The sequence below is a fragment of the Dyadobacter sp. SG02 genome (assembly GCF_900109045.1).
In the GTDB taxonomy this organism is placed as follows: domain Bacteria; phylum Bacteroidota; class Bacteroidia; order Cytophagales; family Spirosomataceae; genus Dyadobacter.
Window position 1 is genome coordinate 168,837 of sequence record NZ_FNYL01000016.1, and the last position, 21,642, is coordinate 190,478.

At 47.8% G+C, this 21,642-nt stretch carries 21 protein-coding genes; 2 read left to right on the forward strand and 19 right to left on the reverse strand.

What is annotated here, in order from left to right:
- Positions 1 to 13 precede the first annotated feature (13 nt).
- From BMW93_RS29795 to BMW93_RS29815, 5 genes are all read right to left on the reverse strand, one after another.
- A complete protein-coding gene (locus tag BMW93_RS29795) occupies positions 14 to 592 on the reverse strand; it encodes a hypothetical protein (protein ID WP_090385165.1) in 579 nt (192 codons plus the stop codon).
- A 1-nt stretch (position 593) separates the two neighbouring features.
- Entirely contained in the window at positions 594 to 1,889 is a 1,296-nt protein-coding gene (locus BMW93_RS29800; protein WP_177194239.1) for an LVIVD repeat-containing protein, read from the reverse strand.
- 192 nt (positions 1,890 to 2,081) lie between these two features.
- On the reverse strand, positions 2,082 to 3,311 hold the full coding sequence (locus BMW93_RS29805) for a serpin family protein (RefSeq protein WP_229240989.1): 1,230 nt from the start codon (positions 3,309 to 3,311) through the stop codon (positions 2,082 to 2,084).
- A gap of 99 nt (positions 3,312 to 3,410) precedes the next feature.
- The gene (locus BMW93_RS29810) at positions 3,411 to 4,814 is read right to left on the reverse strand and encodes an outer membrane beta-barrel protein (RefSeq protein ID WP_229240991.1); all 1,404 of its coding nucleotides are present in this window, start codon (positions 4,812 to 4,814) and stop codon (positions 3,411 to 3,413) included.
- 127 nt (positions 4,815 to 4,941) lie between these two features.
- Positions 4,942 to 5,511: an RNA polymerase sigma factor gene (locus BMW93_RS29815; protein ID WP_090385172.1), complete on the reverse strand. Its 570-nt coding sequence runs from the start codon at positions 5,509 to 5,511 to the stop codon at positions 4,942 to 4,944.
- Between the two features lie 245 nt (positions 5,512 to 5,756).
- Between BMW93_RS29815 and BMW93_RS29820 the strand changes: the two genes are divergently transcribed.
- Positions 5,757 to 6,053, forward strand: a complete 297-nt coding sequence (locus BMW93_RS29820; protein WP_090149248.1) for a muconolactone Delta-isomerase family protein — start codon at positions 5,757 to 5,759, stop codon at positions 6,051 to 6,053.
- Between the two features lie 88 nt (positions 6,054 to 6,141).
- Here BMW93_RS29820 and BMW93_RS29825 read toward each other — a convergent pair whose 3' ends face one another.
- On the reverse strand, positions 6,142 to 6,627 hold the full coding sequence (locus BMW93_RS29825; RefSeq protein WP_090385174.1) for a GAF domain-containing protein: 486 nt from the start codon (positions 6,625 to 6,627) through the stop codon (positions 6,142 to 6,144).
- Between the two features lie 169 nt (positions 6,628 to 6,796).
- Between BMW93_RS29825 and purU the strand changes: the two genes are divergently transcribed.
- On the forward strand, positions 6,797 to 7,606 hold the full coding sequence (gene purU / locus BMW93_RS29830; protein ID WP_229241010.1) for a formyltetrahydrofolate deformylase: 810 nt from the start codon (positions 6,797 to 6,799) through the stop codon (positions 7,604 to 7,606).
- Positions 7,607 to 7,747: 141 nt separating this feature from the next.
- Here the strand turns inward: purU and BMW93_RS29835 are convergent, their stop codons facing one another.
- From BMW93_RS29835 to ilvB, 13 genes are all read right to left on the reverse strand, one after another.
- On the reverse strand, positions 7,748 to 8,902 hold the full coding sequence (locus tag BMW93_RS29835; RefSeq protein ID WP_090385181.1) for a 2-isopropylmalate synthase: 1,155 nt from the start codon (positions 8,900 to 8,902) through the stop codon (positions 7,748 to 7,750).
- Positions 8,903 to 9,165: 263 nt separating this feature from the next.
- On the reverse strand, positions 9,166 to 10,236 hold the full coding sequence (gene leuB, locus BMW93_RS29840) for a 3-isopropylmalate dehydrogenase (protein ID WP_090385183.1): 1,071 nt from the start codon (positions 10,234 to 10,236) through the stop codon (positions 9,166 to 9,168).
- A 51-nt stretch (positions 10,237 to 10,287) separates the two neighbouring features.
- Positions 10,288 to 11,856, reverse strand: coding sequence for an alpha-isopropylmalate synthase regulatory domain-containing protein (locus BMW93_RS29845; RefSeq protein ID WP_090385186.1), 1,569 nt, complete (start codon positions 11,854 to 11,856; stop codon positions 10,288 to 10,290).
- Between the two features lie 75 nt (positions 11,857 to 11,931).
- Positions 11,932 to 12,528 carry a 3-isopropylmalate dehydratase small subunit gene (gene leuD / locus BMW93_RS29850; RefSeq protein ID WP_090385188.1) on the reverse strand — a complete coding sequence of 199 codons (597 nt, stop codon included), beginning with the start codon at positions 12,526 to 12,528 and terminating at the stop codon, positions 11,932 to 11,934.
- Between the two features lie 14 nt (positions 12,529 to 12,542).
- Positions 12,543 to 13,946, reverse strand: a complete 1,404-nt coding sequence (gene leuC, locus BMW93_RS29855; RefSeq protein ID WP_090385191.1) for a 3-isopropylmalate dehydratase large subunit — start codon at positions 13,944 to 13,946, stop codon at positions 12,543 to 12,545.
- Between the two features lie 181 nt (positions 13,947 to 14,127).
- The gene (locus BMW93_RS29860; RefSeq protein WP_090385193.1) at positions 14,128 to 14,472 is read right to left on the reverse strand and encodes a DUF86 domain-containing protein; all 345 of its coding nucleotides are present in this window, start codon (positions 14,470 to 14,472) and stop codon (positions 14,128 to 14,130) included.
- Positions 14,465 to 14,752 carry a nucleotidyltransferase family protein gene (locus BMW93_RS29865; protein ID WP_090385196.1) on the reverse strand — a complete coding sequence of 96 codons (288 nt, stop codon included), beginning with the start codon at positions 14,750 to 14,752 and terminating at the stop codon, positions 14,465 to 14,467. Before BMW93_RS29865 ends, BMW93_RS29860 begins: the two co-directional genes overlap by 8 nt.
- Before the next feature lie 54 nt (positions 14,753 to 14,806).
- Positions 14,807 to 15,655 (reverse strand): response regulator transcription factor, encoded by an 849-nt coding sequence (locus BMW93_RS29870; RefSeq protein ID WP_090385200.1) that lies wholly within the window; start codon positions 15,653 to 15,655, stop codon positions 14,807 to 14,809.
- A gap of 14 nt (positions 15,656 to 15,669) precedes the next feature.
- The gene (locus BMW93_RS29875; protein ID WP_143061744.1) at positions 15,670 to 16,773 is read right to left on the reverse strand and encodes a hypothetical protein; all 1,104 of its coding nucleotides are present in this window, start codon (positions 16,771 to 16,773) and stop codon (positions 15,670 to 15,672) included.
- Between the two features lie 79 nt (positions 16,774 to 16,852).
- The gene (ilvA, locus tag BMW93_RS29880; RefSeq protein WP_090385207.1) at positions 16,853 to 18,109 is read right to left on the reverse strand and encodes a threonine ammonia-lyase IlvA; all 1,257 of its coding nucleotides are present in this window, start codon (positions 18,107 to 18,109) and stop codon (positions 16,853 to 16,855) included.
- Between the two features lie 101 nt (positions 18,110 to 18,210).
- Positions 18,211 to 19,257, reverse strand: coding sequence for a ketol-acid reductoisomerase (gene ilvC / locus BMW93_RS29885; protein ID WP_090385210.1), 1,047 nt, complete (start codon positions 19,255 to 19,257; stop codon positions 18,211 to 18,213).
- 64 nt (positions 19,258 to 19,321) lie between these two features.
- A complete protein-coding gene (ilvN, locus tag BMW93_RS29890) occupies positions 19,322 to 19,855 on the reverse strand; it encodes an acetolactate synthase small subunit (RefSeq protein WP_090385213.1) in 534 nt (177 codons plus the stop codon).
- A 19-nt stretch (positions 19,856 to 19,874) separates the two neighbouring features.
- Positions 19,875 to 21,635: a biosynthetic-type acetolactate synthase large subunit gene (gene ilvB, locus BMW93_RS29895; protein WP_090385216.1), complete on the reverse strand. Its 1,761-nt coding sequence runs from the start codon at positions 21,633 to 21,635 to the stop codon at positions 19,875 to 19,877.
- Positions 21,636 to 21,642 lie beyond the last annotated feature (7 nt).

Below are 21,642 nucleotides of genomic sequence, written 5' to 3' on the forward strand. Positions count from 1 at the left end.
GACTGATATATTTTTAAAAACTAATCCCTAAACGTAATGCGAGCCTGTTATAGACCCGGTCTTCAAACCTTTCTTTCTGATCCCATAAAGGCACTTTTGTGACATGCGCTTCCTGCCTTTTATAGGTTAATGCAATGGTAAATGCAGCCACTCCCGGCTTTCCTACCTTGATCCCCACGCCCGGGTTTATCATCACTCCCCCTTTTGTATCAGCGCCGTCCGGGTCGTCGTGGAACCAGGCGAACGCATAACCCGCATCGACTGTGCCGAACAACTTCACGTTCTTATCCTTGACAAAATCATATCGCAGGCCACCTGCAATCGGGTTCAGCAGGGCAGTTTTATACCAATCCATCCCCAGCGTTAATCCGGCAGACAATTTCTCATGAATCTGAACGCCATTGAATGTCTGGATAGTCAGGCTCGTTTTGCTGTCCACCTGGTCCGCATTCCCTGCATAAGGATTCTGGTACTTCACTCTACCGAATAACCCACCGAATTCGGTGTGGTTGACGAACCGCACGGTGCTGGTCTTTTGTGCATAGGAGGTAGTGCCAGCCAACAAGATCAATAAAAATGTGAGCTTTTTCATGTCACATCGCTTTTCCGACTGGAATTTTACTCAGCATTTTCAAATCTTTCGGATTCGACGAATCGTATTGATAAAATCCGTCCTCTCCGATCAGCAGCAACGTTTTCCCAAGTGAGATTACGTCGTACGCATGCATGTCCTTGAAATGCGCCAGCTGGTTCCGATCTACCAAAAACTTGTCGGTTACATCGAAAACTTTCAACCCATGTTCACCCTCGCAAAGGAAAAGCGTTGGAAAGTCGATACTCAGGCCATGCGGGTTCTCCATTTGATAGCTTTTGATGAGTTGCGGAGCCGCCGCATTGCTTACATCGACGAGATCGAGTTGGTTCTGGGTTCCTGCGCACGCGGTACCGGTACGCAACGTCACATACGCAATATCGTTGTGCACCACCACGGGATCGCAGGCGCGGCCATGCTGGAAGTTGGAGAGCTGTTTCGGTTCCGCAGGATTGGTATTGTCATAAATAAACATCCCGGTCGCGGAACCGATGAAGAGTTTGTTGTTGTAAGGGAAAATGGTTTCGATACCCCAGCCAAGGTTTACGGTAGCGAAATCGGTAGGTTGCGCTGGCTTGTCGATCTTAAAAAGATGCATTTGGCTTTGACTTACCGCGTAAAGAAAGTTACGATCCAGCGCGAAGCGCGCCATCGACCCGGCCTGGCCGTTTGTTCCGCCGGATGACTGAGGTGACGCCGATGATGCACTATTGAAAGACGCCCTGTCGGCCATCATCCAAACAATGCCTCCGCCCCACCATGAGCCGGGCGGAACGTTGTCTTCGCAGTTGACGGTGACCGTTTCCGTCACCCATTCCACATTCTGATCTGTTATCGAGCCTACGGATTCGTTCAAAGACCATCCGCCTCCGTCGAAAAGGCCGGTTTTAAATACATTCTTGACCCTTCCTACTTCTTTTGGCGCAGTTGGATCGGCAATGTCGATCGAAACAAGGTCGCTAAAACTGTCGGCGTAAAGGATATTGTCACGGACGGCGATATCACCATTGCCGGGAATATTAATGAATGTTACAAATTTGGGACTCGCAGGGTTACCGTTGTCGATGATGTGAATGCCTTTTTTAATTTCATTCACATATAAATATTTACCCTTCACATACATTTTTCCCGGCTGTTCCAAAGTACGAGGCGATTCGGCCTTCACCTGCGTCCGGAGTTCCATCAAGGAATACGTAACGTTGCTAAAACGGCGCACTACACGTGTTTCCTTACATTGATCGTTACACGACCAGCAAAGCCATGCCACGGCACATAACAGTAAAAGTTTAGGTTTCATACGGTTAGGTTTTAGAGGCTAGTAAAAATGATATTTCAACTTGGGTAAATGCAGGACAACGCTTTTTTGTAATTGGTTGGAATACAAAACAAAATCGTCCGAAAGCAAGGCCTTCGGACGATAACGCACCCCGAAAATACCGGCGAACCGGTATTTTTTATCTTTGATATTTTTAAATGCTTTTCCGCATTGCTATTTCGATTCCGGATTTTTAATCCTGCCTACAAAAAGGATAGTGTTGGAAGTATTTTCGCTGATTATTAAACCAAACGGGCGGTCGCAAATGTACCTCGGTGGTTCTGACCCGGCTGAGGTAAGACCGATACCGATCGTTGTTACCGCAGCGGCTTCGGTTCCTTGCTCATCGATTCCCAGGTATGCATCCTGTTTCACAAAATCCACATACAACTCGGCCAGTTTGTTGATCTTCGTCAATTGAGCACTATTCTCAAATGCACGTTTGATTCCCATTCCCGTCAGTGTCTCCTTCAACTGAGCTGAATAATCGAGTGTAAATTTGGGTAACCCCACTGTAATACCTCGTTCGGTCATTCCGCCGTTCAATTTCGACCATCCTTCGCCTGTGATCCCTTTGAGTGCCTCGTCGATTGTGTTCTGGCCTTTCGGAATAATCAAGGTCATATTGAACTGGCCATTGGCATAAGGAAGACGGACAGCGTCATAGTTGCTTCCCGCGCCTACTTTGAAATCGGACCCGGCAAACATCATTTTTACGTTTTTGCTTTGCCCGTTTTCCAGCCTGAATGGTGTGTCTTGTGTTTTCTTTGCATCAAACCTGGTTTGCCAGTCGCCCTTGAAATACAATGCATTCAAAAGGAACATCACATGCTGTGGCTGAATGTTATCAAGTACCTTCTGAATTTTACCATTCGTCTTATCGCTTGCCCATTTATTAATGCGATCTTTTGCAGCATCGTCAAATGGCAAACCTGTTACCTCCGATTCAAACGAGTTTTTCAAAACAGATTGAAAATCATCTTCAACGGAAAACCCATTTCTATACCAAACCGAATTCGCTAATCCTAAACTCACTTTCGAATCGGCGACGGGCAAATCGTTAATCAATGTTTTATATGCCGCATTCAAATCAGCCAATGCAACGGCATCCATTTTTAATGCTTTTTGAATTTCATCGGCTGTCTCTTTCTCAGCCCCATTCAAAAGCATTCCCAAAGCCATGTGCAAGCTGAGTGGCGATACAAAGAAATTCTCCTCCGCGGATTGGGTTTTCTGTAACGCATGAATAAAGTCGAATGCAAAAGATGTAGTCCCATTTGAAACCGAGGCCGGTATTTCCACCGGATTCACCTCGTTTCCAGGAGCGACATTATCTTTTGTGCAGCCCGACAGCATTGCTGCGGCCAGCATAGGAATAGTGATCGACTTCTTTAAAATTTTCATGGCTAACAGATGCAAGAATACTTTCTTTCCCCACAATCAACCCACAAATCGATAGATTCAAATCAACCGGCAATGGTTGGAAACTTTCTAGAAATTATATCAAAAAGAATAGCGAACAGACCACGATACCCCGTATAAATAAGGATGTGAATCGAGGCTTTGGTTGGATTTGAAACCGGATGAAACAGCCCTTTGGTATGAGCCAGTCAGGTTGGCGCCCCAGTTCGCGGACAATTTATAATTCAACCTCAATCCTGTTGTAGCGGCCCAGTTCATGCCGCGATATATATCGTCGCTGGCCGTAGTCCTGATAATCTCTCCCGAAGCAGACTCGAGTTCGTTAGCCAAAAAGAAATTCGCCATCATCCCGCCGAGCACCGAATAGCTGAATTTTTTGTCGGGATTTAATGTAAAGCCCGCCTGCACCGGCAATTGGAGATACTGGTAGTTATTGCTTGCTTTTTTGGCAATATCTATATACAATGCTCCATTATTAAAGCCGGCCGCTTTATCGGCCGCAGGGCTATTCAATGAGCCATTCAATCCTGCCAATGCGTTTTCCAACACATTCGAAGACTGGTTATTGTATGGACTCAGCACATAACCGCCACCCTCATAAGCCGAATTGCCGCGGAGATAACTGATACCGGTCTCCACAGACCAATGCTTCGACAATCGGACACCACCCTGTGTTTGCACCGCATACGAAGCGCGCGCCTCACTCGATCCGGTAGTAGCCCGCCTTTGGCTTACCGACTGTGCTGAAAACGCCATAGGCGCCTCTTTTAATTGGACATCCGGATTAAATGATGCCGGCATAACACCGAGGCCTGCATAATATTGTTTCGGTTTTTTCTCTTTTACCGGCTCCTCGATCTGAATTTGAGGACGGAAGAAAACGTGGCGTTTTTGCACGTAAACATCCAGATCGCTGTACGGTAAGGATGCCAACAATTGTGCGGAAATCGGTCGGCTTTCATCAGCTAACGCTGCCGCATTGCTATTTCCTGCCACTTTTGCCACACCAACTTCCAGAGGCTGAACACTCTCGGCAGGAGTTGCAATTGTGTTAACGACCTCATTGCCTGAGCTACTTTTCGCGGCCGGCCTCTGAATTACTTCAACGGCCGCTACTGCTGGCTCTTCATGCCTATTTTTTGTCCTGCCAAATGCGTTTTCAGGCTTTTCAGCGCCAGCATTCACGGTATTTGACGAGGCAATCTCGATTTTCGATTCGGCAGATTCTTGCTTTGCTAGTTTTGCGGATGACGTTTTAGACTCGCTTGCTGTCTTTGATTCGTTAGCAGCCGCCAGCTTTTCGGTGTTCAAGCTTTCACCGGTAGCAGGAGCATTTTCAGTTGCATTACTACGCTCGCTTACAGATTTACGGACCGGTTCGGTACTTACTGCTACTAGTGGCTTATCAATTGTCTTATCATCTGACATCCACAATCCACCACCTACCAGTAATAATGCGGCGATCGAAGCGGCCGCGTACCACATTTTCGGCGATTGCCACCAAAGCGGAACTACCTTCTCCTGCTCCCCGTCAAGACGCGCTTCGATACCCTCCCACACAGACGGCGGGGGAGCTTCGGAAGCCTCCTGCAAGGCCTTTCTCCACTGATCCTCAAAATTGTTTATGTTGGACGGATCCATCATCAAATCTTTTTTCTTTGTTCAATTTTTGTTGAAGCAATGTCCTTGCCCGCGAGTATTGGGATTTGGACGTTCCTTCGGAGATGCCCAACATCTGGGCGATCTCATTGTGCTGGTAACCTTCAATCGCGTACAGGTTGAAGATCGTCTGGCAACCTGGTGGCAATTCGCGGATCATTTCCATGAGCTGCTGCATCTGGAAATTCCCCAGCGTGAATTCCCTGTCCGACAAGCCATTATGGTGCACATCTATATCATCCAGTTCTTTCAGGTATTTCTGTTGCCGCAAGTGGTTCAGCGCCGTGTTCACTACCACGGACCTCAGCCAGTATTCCAGCGGGCTGTCTGCCCTGAAAGAATCTATATTTTCGTAAATTTTGATGAAAGCATCCTGCAACACGTCCTCCGCGTCGGCACGGTTTTTCGTATAGCGGAGGCAAATAGCGAACAGCTTCCCCCCAAAAACATCATATAGCTGTTTCTGGGCGATGCGGTTGCGCTGCTTGCAGCCTTTCACCAGTTCCTGTTCGTTAAACGTCATCCGAAGGTTAGGGGTGCTTCGTTCGGTTTGGAAATAAATTCAGCACCTCTACCCATAAGATAGCCGATTACTGTTGCGTTATGATCCGACTTGTGCTCTCGCGTCTGTCGTAAATTATCTGACAACCTCATTATCAAAATGGTTGGAATACGTCAAAAACTATTGTCGAATGCCGGGTACTTTATGCCAAGGAACTATTCAGTGGCGCATATCATTTAATAAGTACAACCTAAAATCTATCGCCCATGAGCCAATATATGGTTGAAATCCAGCTGCCGGCTGTCATGTCGGAAGATTTCACAGCAAAAATACCTGCTCAGAGAAAAAAGATTAATGAACTGATGGAGCAAGGAAGGCTGATGTCTTATGCCTTGTCCGATGATTACTCACGGCTCTGGTGTGTGGTACGCGCAGAAACTGAATTTGAAGTAATGTCACTCGTTTCGGAGTTTCCGCTGATTGATTATATGGATCCCAAAATAACCAAGCTTATGTTCAATAACGTGGTAGCCCTTCGCTTACCTATGTTCTCATTGAACTGACACTAATTTGAAACATTTTGTTGCCCGCCGCGCTGGCAGGGTAGCAGTTGCCTCGTCGGAATTCCCGGCGAGGCCTTTTTTATTATAATCAAAGTTTTCTTGTAATCAGCGCTGCGATTTTTTCCAAATGCTCCTGATCGGTCTCGCTGAAATCGTCAAGCGCGTCGCTATCCACATCCAGTACCATCGCCACCGTTCCATTTCTATGAAAAACGGGCACCACGATCTCTGACCGTGAAGCCGAGCTACACGCAATATGCCCTGGGAACTGCTCCACATCCGGCACGATAACCGTTTCCGCGCGTGTGTAACTTGTGCCGCATACACCTTTGTGGAATGGGATACGCGTACACGCGATCGGTCCCTGAAACGGCCCCAGCACCAGTTGCCCTTCCTTTACCAAATAAAAACCTACCCAGAAAAACCCGAATGCTTCCTTTAAAACTGCGGTTATATTGGCAAGGTTAGCCGTAAGATCGCTTTCGTCGGCAATCAGCGCTTCAATTTGCGGAAAAAGCGCCTGATAAACTTCTTTTCTGTTTGTATCTGTCGGTATAAATAATGTCTCTGCCATAGTATCAAAAACTGCCTTATTTTCAATTAACACAGATGCTTTTTGATTTGTTACAGATAATATGAAAATGCGCTCTGATTGAGCCGCTAATAGCATCTCTTCTGTTGTATATTTGAGGTTCGCTAAGTGCTACAACAAACCCTTCATGAGTCAAAGACATATATTATTAATGGACGGCCCCGATCATAAGGGTTTGATTTACCATGTTACCCGCATTCTTTTTGCCCACAATCAGAATATCATCAGTAACGACGAATATGTTAGTCCTTCCCGCTATTTCTTTATGCGTACTGAATTCGAGGGCGATACCGATATAGCGGAATTGTTAAAAGCACTCCAATCCGAATTACCTGCCGGCCTGAACCTGCGCATTAATCCTAAGAAAAACAAGGATATCGTGCTGATGGTCACCAAGGAGCACCATTGCCTGGGCGAATTGCTGATCCGTTACGCATTTAACGAACTGGATGCCACTATTCTGGCGGTGGTGAGCAATTACAATACGTTACAGCCGCTTGTGGGGAAGTTTGGAATACCTTTTCATTTTATTTCGCATGAAAACAAAACCCGTGAGGAGCACGAAGAGGCGATATTGAGGACACTGGATATTTACCGTCCGGATTACGTGGTGCTGGCCAAATACATGCGGATTATCACACCTCAATTCGTCGATCGTTTTCCGAACCGGATCGTGAACATCCATCATTCGTTCCTTCCCGCTTTCATCGGGGCAAACCCTTACCGGCAGGCTTACGAACGCGGCGTGAAAATCATTGGGGCTACTGCGCATTTTGTAAACAACGACCTCGACGAAGGTCCGATCATCGCGCAAGACGTAAAAGAAGTCGATCACAAACTGACCGCTTCGGATATGGCAACTTTGGGAAAAGACACTGAAAAAGCGGTACTCTCGAAGGCCCTAAAACTGGTTTTTAACGACCGCGTTTTCATCCACCACAACCGCACCATTATCCTGTAAAACAAAGAAAAAGCCCTTAGTCAGAATCACCGAGGGCTTTTTGCAATCTGATGGATGTTATTGAATATGTAATCTTACAAAAAATTCTTTAAAACATCAAATTCAGATTCAAGCTGTTAACTAATTCTAAGGATATTCTAATTAAACCGCTTCCGCTGTACGCACCAGCTCAACCAGATCTCCGTCGTTTACTTCTTTCTTGATATCGGCTACTTCGAGGAACCGTGTGTACAGTTCGTCCAATGCCGCTTTTTCAAAGGAGAAGCCCAATAATTCCAGTCGGTGCTTCAATGCGTGACGTCCGCTGCGGGCCGTCAACACGATATCCGACTTATCCACACCCACGTCCTGCGGGTTCATAATCTCGTAGTTCAGGTTGTTCTTTAGGAAGCCGTCCTGGTGGATACCCGATGAATGAGCGAACGCGTTACGACCAACGATCGCCTTGTTGGCCTGCACCGGCATGCGCATCATTTTCGACACCAATTGGCTGGTCGGATAAATATGCTGCGTGTTTATCCCTGTTTCAAGACCTAGCTCCTGATGCACTTTCAATGCCATTACCACCTCTTCCAGCGAAGTATTACCGGCGCGTTCGCCGATACCATTGATGGTCACCTCTACCTGACGCGCACCCTGATTGATACCTGCGATCGAGTTTGCAGTTGCCAGGCCAAGGTCGTTGTGACAGTGGATTGAGATCGTGGCCTTATGAATGTTCGAAACGTGTTCGAAGATGTATTTGATTTTGTTTCCGTACTCGTCGGGCAGGCAATATCCTGTCGTGTCAGGGATATTCACTACCGTCGCTCCGGCACCGATTACCGCCTCCACCAATTGCGAAAGGAACACCAGGTCTGCGCGGCCTGCATCTTCACAATAAAATTCTACATCCTCCACTTTACTTTTAGCATATTTCGTAGCCGCAATCGCTCTTTCGATGATTTTTTCGCGGGTAGTATTGAATTTATGCTGGATGTGAATGTCGGAAGAACCGATACCCGTGTGGATACGTGCCCGATTCGCATACTGCAATGCTTCCGCAGCCGCGTCGATATCGCCCTGCACCGCACGTGAGAGCGCACAGATAATAGGCTCACGGACAGCCTTGGAGATTTCTACCACAGAACGAAAATCTCCGGGACTTGAAACCGGGAAACCGGCTTCGATAATATCTACCCCCAGCTTTTCGAGTTGTGTGGCAACCACGATTTTTTCTTCGGTGGTCAATTGGCTGCCCGGCACCTGCTCGCCGTCTCTTAAAGTAGTGTCGAAGATCTGAACTCGATTACTCATTGGTGGGTATTAATTTTTTTATGGGACACGAATTTAACAATATTTCAGGCAATATAAAACCCTTTCCGTGTCACGGGAAAGGGTTTGTAACTTATCAAAACATAACCTTTCCCGCCCTCACGGTAGCTGTTGGAGATTGAGAATGAGGTTATCTTGCTGGCTCATATTCATGTTGCGAAATTTCGCTAACCGCGAGTTTCTTCTGCAAAGAAAGCACAAGTTTTGAATGCAACAAATATTGTTTGGCAAAACTTTGAAATTTTTTAAATTCTTTTCAAAAGCTCTTCGCCTGCCTGCTGCGTATTCAGGATCTTGTCCGCCGGAGTGGTTACATCGGCAATGTCGCGCGTCCTGAAACCATCTTTCAGCAACTTGTCAACCGCCGAAATAATCGCTTCCGATTCTTCCTTCAAGCCAAATGAAATATCGAGGAGCAATGCCGCAGAAAGTACTGATGCCAAGGGGTTTGCAACTCCTTTGCCCGTAATGTCGTGCGCTGAGCCGTGGATCGGTTCGTAAACGCCGGTACTGTCGCCAACAGATGCCGAAGCGAGCATTCCCATTGATCCGGCGATCTGGCTCGCCTCGTCGGTAAGGATATCGCCAAACAGGTTAGCGGTCACAACGACGTCGAAACGCTTAGGGTCTTTGATAAGCATCATCGCCGCTGCATCTACGAATTGGTGCTCAACAGTAATATCGGGATATTCGGGAGCCAGCGCCTGAATTACCTCGCGCCACAGACGGCTGGTTTCCAAAACGTTCGCCTTATCCACAGAACAAAGACGTTTTCCACGCGTACGGGCAGCTTCGAATGCTTTGCGCGCAATGCGCTCCACTTCGTAACGGCTGTATTCAGCGATGTCGTAAGCAGTGTTATTATCGTTTTTGCGTCCTTTTTCTCCGAAATAGATGTCGCCTGTCAGTTCGCGGAAGAAGAGGATGTCCGAACCTTTCAGGATTTCAGGACGGATAGAAGATGCGCCCAAAAGCTCGTCGAACAATTTGATCGGACGAAGGTTAGCATACAATCCCAGCTCCTTGCGCATTTTCAGCAAGCCTTGCTCCGGACGAACTTTGGCGGTAGGATCGTTGTCGTATTTCGGGTGACCAACGGCACCGAAAAGGATGGCGTCGGAATTGCGCATCTTTTCGAGCGTTTCGTCCGGAAGCGGGTTACCGGTCGCCTCGATGGCTACGTGACCCATCAAAGCCTCGTCGTAAGTGAATTCATGACCGAATTTCTCGGCGATTTTTACCAACACTGCCTTTCCTACCTCTGTAACTTCTTGTCCGATTCCGTCGCCCGGAACGATAAGGATATGCTTTTTCATTAAGTGGTTTAATTGATAATCAATAAATTATGAATAAATAAATGCATTGCCTTACGACAATGCATCAGCTAATGGTTCGGGGGTAATCCTGTTTTCGGGAATGCCGATCAGGTTCAGCATTTTCTGGGTAGCCTTGATCGCCGAAAACGTCTGGTCGGAATCCAAACCACGCGTTTTGACCTCCTTACCATTGATTTCCCAGGTAATGATCGTTTCGCACAATGCGTCAGTCTTACCGCCCGGAGGAATCCGTACGGTATAGTCGCTCAGCATCGGCAGGTCGATCCCCTTCTTTAAATAAATCTTTTTCAATGCATTCATAAATGCATCGTACTGTCCGTCACCCTGTGCATTTTCCTCAAAAACCTCTTCGCCAAACGAGATCTGCAATGTGGCGGAAGGTTTTAGGTTTTTGGAATGCGTTAGCACGTAATTGGTAATCACAACCTTTTCCTCGATCGCGTCGCTGTCGAGAATATCGGAAATAATGTAAGGTAAATCCTCCGGCGTCACGGCCTCTTTGCGATCGCCGAGCTCAATGATCCGCTGTGTTACTTTTTTAAGGTCGGTATCTGAAAGTGTAATACCCAGGTCCCGCAGGTTGTTCTCGATGTTCGCCTTTCCGGAAGTTTTACCCAATGCATACAAACGCTGACGCCCAAAACGCTCAGGCATCAGTTTGCTGAAATAGAGATTGTTCTTTTTATCCCCATCTGCATGAATACCAGCAGTTTGTGTAAAAACACTTTCTCCTACAATTGGTTTGTTCGCAGGAATGCGGATACCCGAGAAGGTCTCCACCAGCTTGCTGATCGAGTACAACGACTTCTCATTCACGGCCGTCGTGCATTCGGGCATCAGGTCGTTGATCACCGCGATTGTGCTCGCGAGCGGGGCATTACCTGTGCGCTCACCCATACCATTTACGGTCAGGTGCAAGCCTTGCACGCCCGCGCGAAGCGCCTCCATTACATTCGCCACGCCAAGGTCGTAGTCGTTATGGCCGTGGAATTCGAAATGCTGGTCGGGGTACCGCTCGACGATTTCTTTTATGAACGTATACGACTCGGATGGCGTGAGAATGCCAAGGGTATCAGGCAACAGAATGCGCTTTATCGGCAACGTTGCGAGAAAATCAAGCGATTGAAATACATAATCTTTTGAACTACGCATACCATTGCTCCAATCTTCGAGGTACACATTGCATTGAATGCCTTTCGACTCCGCCAGCTCGACCACATTCCGAATATCTTCGAAATGCGCTTCCGGTGATTTTTTCAGCTGATGGGTCAAATGGTTCAGCGACCCTTTGGTGAGGAGGTTCATCACCTTCGCGCCGGCCTGTACCATCCAGTTAATGGACGCGTCGCCGTCGACGAAAGTGAGTACTTCAATTTTATCCAGAAAACCATTCTTACCAGCCCAATCCGTGATTTTTTTAACCGCTTGAAATTCACCTTCCGACACCCGGGCCGAGGCTACTTCAATGCGGTCGACCTTCACTTCCTGCAAGAGGATCTGGGCGATGGTCAGTTTTTCTGATGCGGAAAACGACACCCCGCTGGTTTGCTCACCATCGCGGAGTGTCGTGTCCATTATTTCTATGTAGCGGCTGTTCATAGGTAGTCAGCCGTCGGCAACCAGCGGTCGGCGGTCAGGAGAATCGACAGCCGACTGCCGATCGCCGACAGCTCATTAAAATATTCTTTCTGCTTCAAACTCCTTGATATTTCCCTTCATCGCTTGCAGATAATCGATATCATCGAAGCCGTTCATCAGGTTATGTTTTTTATAACCGTTAATATCGAAAGACTCACTCTCGCCGGTAGCAAGGATGGTGATTTTCTGCTCCTGCAAGTTCACTTCCAGTTGTGCATTAGGATCGGCCTCTATCGCTTCGAAGATTTTGTTCAGGAACTCAGGGCTTACCTGTACAGGCAAGATTCCGATATTCAATGAGTTACCCTTGAAAATATCTGCAAAGAAGCTGGAAACCACGCAGCGGAAACCGTAATCGTAGATCGCCCACGCAGCGTGCTCGCGGCTGGAACCGCTGCCGAAGTTGCGACCTCCTACAAGTATTTTGCCGGAGTAAATAGGGTTGTTCAAAACGAAGTCCTGCTTCGGCGTGTCGTCGCCATTATAGCGCCAGTCGCGGAAGAGGTTGTCGCCAAATCCTTCGCGTTTGGTCGCTTTCAAAAAGCGGGCCGGGATGATCTGGTCGGTATCTACGTTTTCAATCGGCAGGGGTACCGCCGAACTTTTCAGTATGGTGAATTTATCGTAAGCCATTGTGTTAATGCGGATTAAAGAAGTGTTCTTGGATCAGTAACTACGCCGGTTACGGCTGCGGCAGCTGCTACGAGCGGGCTCGCGAGCAAGGTACGCGCTCCCGGGCCCTGGCGACCTTCAAAGTTACGGTTGGAAGTACTTACCGCGTATTTGCCGGCCGGAATCTTGTCGTCGTTCATCGCCAGACAAGCCGAGCAGCCCGGCTGGCGCAATTCGAAACCAGCGTCGGTCAGAATATCCAGGATACCTTCTTCTTTAATCTGCGCTTCTACGATGTGCGAGCCCGGAACGATCCATGCCGTCACATTATCGGCCTTTTTGCGGCCTTTCACGATCGACGCGAACGCACGGAAGTCCTCGATACGGCCATTGGTACAGCTACCGATGAAAACGTAATCGATTTTCTTGCCCAGCATATTCTCGTTCTCATGGAAGCCCATGTAGTTCAAAGACTTGTCGTAAGTAGCCTTACCGCCTTCCACCTGATCCGAAGTAGGGATCGCTCTTGTGATACCCTGCCCCATTCCCGGGTTGGTACCGTAAGTGATCATCGGCTCGATATCGGCTGCATCGAAGTTATATTCTTTGTCAAAAACAGCGCCTTCATCTGTTTTCAAAGTTTTCCAGTAAGCCAATGCTTTGTCCCACTTCTCGCCTTTCGGGGCTTGCTCGCGGCCGTTGATGTAGGCAAATGTAGTTTCGTCCGGAGCGATCATACCGCCACGCGCACCCATTTCGATGCTCATGTTGCAGACGGTCATACGGCCTTCCATCGACATATTCTCGAATACATCCCCTGCATATTCAACGAAATAACCCGTCGCACCGGCAGTAGTCAGTTTCGAAATGATATAAAGTGTTACGTCTTTCGGAGTAACCCCTTTGCCTAGCTGGCCATTCACGTTTACACGCATTTTCTTAGGCTTAGGCTGCATAATGCATTGCGAAGAAAGCACCATTTCCACCTCCGAGGTACCAATACCGAACGCAATAGCGCCGAATGCACCGTGGGTAGAAGTGTGGGAGTCGCCGCAAACGATCGTCATACCTGGCAGCGTAATGCCGTTTTCAGGTCCTACCACGTGTACAATACCGTTACGGGCGTGGCCCAATCCCCAGTGTGAAATGCCATATTTCGCGGCATTCGCTTCGAGGGCTTTCAGCTGGTTCGCGGAAAGCGGGTCGGCTACCGGAAGGTGTTGGTTGATGGTCGGGGTGTTGTGATCGGCCGTTGCGAAAGTGCGCTCGGGATACATCACGCCAATGCCTCTGGTTTCGAGTCCAAGAAAAGCAACAGGGCTTGTTACCTCGTGGATAAAATGGCGGTCGATGAAGAACACATCCGGACCGTCCTCGATTTTACGGACAACGTGGGCATCCCACACTTTGTCGAAAAGGGTACTCGCTTGATTACTCATTTTGATTAAAATTAGAATTTCGCCTCGTCGTTCAGGCTTCAAAGAAAGAGCTGATAATCAACGCCTTTCTCAGAAGGAGAACCGACATTACAAATTACCGCATATTTAAAGGAATATGTATAACGGTAAAGGTTCAAAAAATAGTGATTTTGGTTTGGGATAGCGATTTGAGCGGAAATCTTTATTTGGAGTGTTTCAAAATACCTTGCAGTGCGTCTCTCAGTGGAGGCAGATGCACCTCGATAATTCGCCAAACTATCTCATAGTCAATACCTGCGTAATCGTGCACCAGAATGTGCCGCGACCTTATAATTCTCATCCATTCGATTTGCGGATGCTCCTCCCGCGATATCCTGGGGACGCGATTGGCTGCCTCACCCAATACCTGTAGATTCCTGATGACGGCATCCCGTGTTTTACGATCATTAAGAAAAGCCTCGAAATCCATCCCATTGGTATATTCCAAAATGGCGTTGATAGAATCGAGCATATCTGACAACAAAATGCTCGGCTGTCGTTCAGACATAGATCAGATCTTTTTCGATGAATGGCAGCATTTCAGGTTTAACGCCTTTTTTGCTCACAAGATCAACTTTGCAATGTAATATTTCCTCCAACTCCATTGCAAGGTCCACAAATTCAAACCCTACTGGTTCTGAGAATTCAACTAATATGTCAACATCGCTCTGATCAGTCGCCTCATCCCTTGCAATCGACCCGAAAAGTGCCATGGATTTCAAGGGATACTTACTAAAAAAGTAATCCCTGGATTCACTCAGTACATTTTCCACTCGTCCAAACTTCATGTCGCAAAAATTTATTCTATGAAGTTAATGCATATTATGATATAAAACCGCAATCTACCCCTGCCGCTTCGGCGTCGTCCCGTACTTCTCTTTATAAGTCTTGATAAAATGCGAAACGCTCTCATAGCCGATCTCCGTACTGATCTCCGAAACGTTCTTAGTACTATTTCTCAACAGAAAATCGGCATAATCGAGCCGCTTGTTTTTCAGCCATAATGCAGGTGAAGTATTAAATTCATCCTGAAAATCCCTTTTGAATGCCGAAAGACTCCGGCCCGACAAGCGAGCCAGCTCATTTAATGTAAGTGGTTTCAGGTAGTAACTGTTCATCAAAAACGAAAGATCGACCTTTTCCCCTTTATACAAGCTATACAAAATACCCCGCAGCTGGTTTGAATTATCCAGCTCCATCAAATGCAGCAAAAGCTCCTGGAATTTCAGGCGTAGAAAGTGGTTCTTCAACTCCGTCCGCGAGCGAAAGTAGGGAAATACAGATTGAATGAACTTCTCGAAATTATCATCCGACTTCAACAGCAGAATCGGATACTCAACGGTCCCGGCGTCATTTTGCGAATCGAAAAGTTCGGGGTGCAGCCCTACAAATTCTTTCAGGAGTTTTTCGTCAAAAAAGAACACAAGACTTTTGTAAGCTTCGTGAATGGACTCCGACATCAGGTAAAAACCCCTCTGAATGAACAGAATATCCCCTTTTTCCACATGCACTTCCTGCGTCGGGCTGGTGAATTTCTTTTCGCCTTCCAGCACCACAATCACCGCATGCTCCTCAAAAAACACGTCGTACTTAGAGGGATACACCTCGTTCCGATAGGCCACGAAGGTCATGTCCTGAATTTTCAGTGACTCGAATTCCTGGGAGCTGATGTCGGATGGTACGCGGAGCATTGTCGGGCGGATTGTTAATTCCGGCTTTTAAAAAATTTGTTCAGGCTTAGGTAGTAGTTCAAGCTGATACGCGGGCGGTTGAAAAACATGATATTCGTCAAGACCGCCGAGAAGTTAGCAAAATGTGAGACTTCCAGGCTTAGGAGCCTTTTATAAGAAATACCAATGTGCGGACCGAAAATAGAACTCCGCCAGCTGTCCATTGGAAAACTATATTCCAGCCCCAGGTTAGGGCGAATGTTGCCGGAACCGATGTAGCTTCCCATTCCTATCTCCAAGGTATTCAAATTGACTTTCTTCTTTGACGTATAATTGTACACTTCACTTTCGGAAACACCTCTTATCGTTGAAAACAAAATCTTGAAATAACGATTGTGAAACCTCCTCGGAAGATCAATCCTCAAACCGGCACCAAATGTCGGCCTTGTTCCCAGATTAACCCCTTCCTCCTCCCAACCTTCCAAACCGCCCATCACATGGACATCGATCTGCATTTCTGATTCGATGGAAGGTGTCCTGGTATGCTTTACCTGATCAGTTATTCCATTATAGCGATCGATGTACCGCCCCAGCGCCTTTGCTGAGTAGTCACGTAGATGACTATTATCGCTACCTTCGCCCAACAATACCGGAAGCTGCCGCTCATATTCCTCATATTGGATCAGGTACTTTCTCCCCCGAACTTCACGGTAAAAAGAGTAGTAGAGCAATTCCGTCAGTTTTCCTTCCTTTTCCAGAAAAAAATGCGGCTTCTCGGTCGGGTCCAGATATTCCAGCAAAGTCGCTTTCGGGCCTGTCGTTACCTCGCGCAAATACACGGTGACCGAATCTTTTGCTTCAAAAGACGGAGCAATCTGATAAGTTTTGCTCAGATCGATATTCAATACTCCAATCCTCTTACTAACGTAGCGCTCATTAAGCGGTGCAAGGAAAAATTGTGATGCTTCATCCTGGCCGATCTTTTCAAACGGCCCATTCTTTTCCTTCGCAAAGTCCACAGTCATCGGACTGGTGCCCCAGCCGTCGTAACGGATATAACCCTTGGCGGTATCGCCTTTCGCAGACACGACGTACCCATATAACGGCTTTCCCTGACCGGATACACGCGAAAAAGCCATTACAGCAACTATTACGCCGATCATCAAACTATACAAGTTTCCTCGTAAACGTGGCCCCATAAAGCTATATCCTTAAATTTTACACCATAAACTGAAACAAATCCGGCTGATCATTCAAATACTCGTACACCACACGATTCGCATCCATTCGCTCGATCAGCGGCGCAAAGTCTTCGCGGCTCTTTAATTCGATCCCGACCAATGCAGGCCCCTGCTCGCGGTTGGTTTTCTTGACATATTCGAAACGAGCAATATCGTCATTAGGCCCAAGCACATTCAAAAACTCGCGGAATGCACCCGAGCGCTGGGGGAAGCGGATGATAAAATAATGCTTCAATCCCTCATAAAGCAATGACCGCTCCTTGATCTCCTCTGTACGGGTAATGTCGTTGTTACCACCGCTGATCAATACGACGACGTTTTTGCCTTTGATATCGTCCCGGATCAGGTCCAGTGCAGCCACGGTCAATGCACCTGCCGGTTCAGCTACGATCGCTTCTTCATTATACAGCTGTAAGATCGAGGAGCACACTTTTCCTTCCGGCACAAGCAGGATCTGGTTCAAACTCTTGCTGCAAATATCAAAGGTAATGTCGCCCGCACGGCGGACGGCAGCGCCATCTACGAACTTGTCGATATTATCCAGCGTCACCACATGCCCTTCCTGAATAGATTTGTGCATGGTAGGCGAGCCTTCCGGTTCTACGCCGATGAGCTGTGTTTTGGGAGAAAGTTGTTTGAAAACAGTAGAAATGCCCGACGCCAACCCGCCGCCGCCAATGGCCATCAACAGGTAATCGATCTTGAAATCGGCATCTTTGAAAATTTCCAGCCCTACCGTTCCTTGTCCTTCAATAACTTGCAAATCATCGAACGGGTGTACAAAAACAGCATTGGTACTGTCGCGGTAAGCCATGGATGCGTGGTAGGCATCATCATAAGTATCGCCTACCAAATGGATTTCGATCCACTCCTGCCCGAAGAGCCGCACTTGTTTTACTTTCTGCGCCGGCGTGGTAGTAGGCATGAAAATCGCACCCTTCACCTCCATTTTCCGGCATGCGTATGCTACGCCCTGCGCGTGGTTACCCGCGCTCGCACACACGACCCCGCCTGCGAGGGCCTCGGGCGTGAGGCTGGCCATTTTGTTATAGGCGCCACGGATTTTGTAGGAGCGTACCGTTTGCAAATCTTCCCTTTTGAGGTAAATATTCGCCCCGTACTGCTCGGAAAGGTGCGCATTAAAGAATATCGGTGTGTGGTTAATAACCCCGCGCAAGCGTTCGGCAGCGAGGAATATGTTATCGAGAGTCGGAACGGAATGTGAAGTGCTCATAAGTGATTCTGAAACAAAAGAGCTTTGCAAAAAGCAAAGCTCCATTTTCTCCCATTGCCATTGACTTAAGTCAACGGCAATGAATTATTTTTTTGAAACAATTAGTTTCTTTCCGGGCGCAGACCACGTACAGTTGAACCTGCTTGCCACATTTCTGATTCGCGCAATTCTGCAAGCTCAGCTTCCAGTTTCACACGGTAGTCAGGCTGTGAGTTGCGGGTGATCGAGATAGTAGCTTGCTCGCCGCTCTTTACAGAGTTGTAAAGTTGTTCGAAAACAGGCTTCGTAGCGTCACGGAAAGGCTTCCACCAGTCCAAAGCACCACGCTGCGCAGTAGTAGAGCAGTTAGCGTACATCCAGTCCATACCGTTTTCAGCAACCAATGGCATCAACGATTGCGTCAGTTCTTCAACTGTTTCGTTGAATGCTTCTGAAGGTGTGTGGCCATTTGAACGCAACACTTCGTATTGTGCAGCGAAAATACCCTGGATAGCACCCATCAAAGTACCACGCTCGCCGGTAAGGTCGGAAGTTACTTCGCGGTAGAAATCAGTTTCGAACAGGTAACCTGAACCTACACCGATACCCATTGCGATACATTTTTCACGCGCTTTACCAGTTGCATCCTGGAATACCGCGAAAGAAGAGTTCAAGCCTTTTCCTTCTACGAACAGACGGCGAAGTGAAGTTCCTGATCCTTTCGGAGCAACGAGGTATACATCTACGTCAGCAGGAGGAACGATACCAGTCTGATCTTTATAAGTTACACCGAAACCGTGTGAGAAATACAGTGATTTTCCAGCAGTAAGGTTAGCCTTAACAGTTGGCCATAGCTCGATCTGAGCAGCATCCGAAAGCAAATAGCAAATGATGGTTCCTTTTGCCAATGCTTCTTCCAATTCGAAAAGCGTTTCGCCTGGCACCCATCCGTCAGCAACGGCTTTGTCCCAAGACTTACCACCTTTACGCTGACCAACGATTACATTGAATCCGTTGTCGCGCATGTTCAAGCTTTGGCCTGGGCCTTGTACGCCGTAACCAATTACAGCGATAGTTTCAGTAGAAAGTACTTCACGTGCTTTTTCAAGTGGAAATTCTTCACGGGTTACTACTTCTTCTTCGACCCCGCCGAAATTTAATTTTGCCATTGATTATTGATTGGATTATTGATTTACTACGAATTAAAAAACAATACTACTAAAAACTGACCGACTATTGGTAATACTCCCACTCAGCTTCCGGCAGATAATCTACCAGTGTCTGAGGCGATTTGCTCACCGCCACACGCCCTGAGCGAACGAATTCGAGGATTTCGTGCGGTTTGATGTAGTCGAAAAATTCGAAGATCTCCTCTTCGGTACCGGTCTTCTGGATGATCACGTAGGTCAGGTGCCAGTACACAACCCAAGCCTTATAGGTCTTGTTAATGGTCTCGATATCGAGCGGTTTGGCACCGATCGGCGTCGAAACCTTGAACAATGCGATCTCATTATACGCGATGTCCTCATTGAGGTACCCGAAAACCGCGAGTACTTCGATGATCTTGCGGATCTGGCGGACCAGCTTTTCCACCGCGTCACGCGACTCGCTACGGATGACGATCGTAAAGCGGGAAATACCCTTACGCTCTGTTTCCGAAACGGTTAAGCTTTCGATATTGATCCGTCGCCGCGTGAAAATCGTCGTGATCTTGTTCAGAATGCCTATCGTGTTTTCAGTAAAAACACAAATGGTGTATGATGTCATAATTTCTTCCTCTTTTATATTATTCCAAACGGATATCCGCTACGCAAGCACCCGTTGGCACCATCGGGAACACGTTTTCTTCTTTCTCTACCAATACTTCCAGCAGGTAAGGTTTGTCGGAAGCCAGCATTGTATCCAGCGACGCGTGCAAATCCTCGCGTTTCGCGCAGGTATGGCCGTCGATGCCGAAACCTTTCGCAATGGTGATGAAATCAGGGTTTTGCAACTCCACGAACGAATATCGTTTCTGATGGAACAGCTGCTGCCACTGACGTACCATTCCGAGGAAGTTGTTGTTAAGGATGATGATTTTCACCGGCAAACCGCTTTGTGCGATAGTACCCAACTCCTGAATCGTCATCTGGAAGCAACCGTCACCAATGATCGCCACAACTTCACGATCCGGCGCGCCTACTTTGGCACCGAATGAAGCCGGTAATGCGTAACCCATCGTTCCCAAACCACCCGAAGTAATGTACGAGCTCGGTTTTTTGAACTGATAATAACGCGCAGCCATCATCTGGTGCTGACCAACGTCCGCCACGATCACCGCTTCACCTTTGGTTTTGTCTGAAAGCGTGCGGATTACTTCCGCCATTTTAATCTTCTCGGTAGTCGGAGCCAGTTCGGGCTGGGTGATCTTCTCATCCTCGATCACATCGTATTTCTTGAATTCCGCTTTCCAGGCTTCGTGATTGTTCTCATTCACCAATGGAAGCAGCAATTCCAACGCAATTTTAGCGTCACCCACTACCGGTGCATCCGCCTTCATGATCTTGTCAATTTCGGCCGGATCAATTTCGATGTGTACTATTTTCGCCTGCTTCGCATAACGGCTCAAATCACCGGTTACGCGGTCGTCGAAACGCATTCCGACGGCGATAATGAGGTCGCATTGGTTGGTGAGCACATTCGTACCGTAGTTTCCGTGCATTCCAAGCCAGCCTACATAATTAGGATGGTCAACCGACATCGAAGAAAGTCCGAGTAATGTCGACGCAACCGGAATATCCGCTTTTTCAACGAACCGGATCAGCTCCTGCTCGGCGCCGGCGATCTGCACGCCGTGACCTACGAAAAGGAACGGACGTTTCGCCTGGTTGATCAGCTTCGCGGCCGCAGCCAATTGCTCGTCTTTCGGCGCCATGCGCGGATGGTAGCTCAGCAATGTTTCCACCTTTTTGTGTACAAAAGGCTTTGTCATCAGCTTCTGCTGCGCATCCTTGGTAATATCGATCAACACCGGTCCCGGACGACCTGATTTTGCTATATAAAATGCTTTGGCAATGATGTCAGGGATTTCGTCCGCATTGGTAACCTGGTAGTTCCATTTGGTAATAGGAATGGTGATACCCATCACGTCGGTCTCCTGAAATGCATCGGTACCGAGCAAATGCGAAGCGACCTGACCGATAATGCAGACCATCGGCGTGGAGTCGATGATCGCGTCGGCGATACCCGTTACAAGGTTGGTAGCACCCGGCCCCGAAGTAACAAGGCAAACCCCTACCTCGCCCGTAATGCGCGCAAACCCTTCCGCCGCATGCGCAGCGCCTTGTTCGTGGCGTACGAGAATGTGGTTGACCTGATCCTGATAGTCATAGATCGCATCGTACACCGGCATAATCGCGCCGCCCGGATAGCCGAAAATGGTTTTCACCCCTTCCGCAATCAGCGACTGGATCACCGCATGCGACCCATTGATCAGCTCCGGCTTGGCCACCGAAACCACCGGTTCCGAGCCCTGAATTGTTGCAGTTTGATTTTCATTAAATCCCATGACCTCT

Bases quoted from the DNA above. Each gene is read 5' to 3' on its own strand.
- BMW93_RS29795 (WP_090385165.1), bottom strand. From the start codon at position 592: ATGAAAAAGCTCACATTTTTATTGATCTTGTTGGCTGGCACTACCTCC.
- BMW93_RS29800 (WP_177194239.1), bottom strand. From the start codon at position 1,889: ATGAAACCTAAACTTTTACTGTTATGTGCCGTGGCATGGCTTTGCTGG.
- BMW93_RS29805 (WP_229240989.1), bottom strand. From the start codon at position 3,311: ATGAAAATTTTAAAGAAGTCGATCACTATTCCTATGCTGGCCGCAGCA.
- BMW93_RS29810 (WP_229240991.1), bottom strand. From the start codon at position 4,814: ATGTGGTACGCGGCCGCTTCGATCGCCGCATTATTACTGGTAGGTGGT.
- BMW93_RS29815 (WP_090385172.1), bottom strand. From the start codon at position 5,511: ATGACGTTTAACGAACAGGAACTGGTGAAAGGCTGCAAGCAGCGCAAC.
- BMW93_RS29820 (WP_090149248.1), top strand. From the start codon at position 5,757: ATGAGCCAATATATGGTTGAAATCCAGCTGCCGGCTGTCATGTCGGAA.
- BMW93_RS29825 (WP_090385174.1), bottom strand. From the start codon at position 6,627: ATGGCAGAGACATTATTTATACCGACAGATACAAACAGAAAAGAAGTT.
- purU (WP_229241010.1), top strand. From the start codon at position 6,797: ATGGACGGCCCCGATCATAAGGGTTTGATTTACCATGTTACCCGCATT.
- BMW93_RS29835 (WP_090385181.1), bottom strand. From the start codon at position 8,902: ATGAGTAATCGAGTTCAGATCTTCGACACTACTTTAAGAGACGGCGAG.
- leuB (WP_090385183.1), bottom strand. From the start codon at position 10,236: ATGAAAAAGCATATCCTTATCGTTCCGGGCGACGGAATCGGACAAGAA.
- BMW93_RS29845 (WP_090385186.1), bottom strand. From the start codon at position 11,856: ATGAACAGCCGCTACATAGAAATAATGGACACGACACTCCGCGATGGT.
- leuD (WP_090385188.1), bottom strand. From the start codon at position 12,528: ATGGCTTACGATAAATTCACCATACTGAAAAGTTCGGCGGTACCCCTG.
- leuC (WP_090385191.1), bottom strand. From the start codon at position 13,946: ATGAGTAATCAAGCGAGTACCCTTTTCGACAAAGTGTGGGATGCCCAC.
- BMW93_RS29860 (WP_090385193.1), bottom strand. From the start codon at position 14,472: ATGTCTGAACGACAGCCGAGCATTTTGTTGTCAGATATGCTCGATTCT.
- BMW93_RS29865 (WP_090385196.1), bottom strand. From the start codon at position 14,752: ATGAAGTTTGGACGAGTGGAAAATGTACTGAGTGAATCCAGGGATTAC.
- BMW93_RS29870 (WP_090385200.1), bottom strand. From the start codon at position 15,655: ATGCTCCGCGTACCATCCGACATCAGCTCCCAGGAATTCGAGTCACTG.
- BMW93_RS29875 (WP_143061744.1), bottom strand. From the start codon at position 16,773: ATGGCTTTTTCGCGTGTATCCGGTCAGGGAAAGCCGTTATATGGGTAC.
- ilvA (WP_090385207.1), bottom strand. From the start codon at position 18,109: ATGAGCACTTCACATTCCGTTCCGACTCTCGATAACATATTCCTCGCT.
- ilvC (WP_090385210.1), bottom strand. From the start codon at position 19,257: ATGGCAAAATTAAATTTCGGCGGGGTCGAAGAAGAAGTAGTAACCCGT.
- ilvN (WP_090385213.1), bottom strand. From the start codon at position 19,855: ATGACATCATACACCATTTGTGTTTTTACTGAAAACACGATAGGCATT.
- ilvB (WP_090385216.1), bottom strand. From the start codon at position 21,635: ATGGGATTTAATGAAAATCAAACTGCAACAATTCAGGGCTCGGAACCG.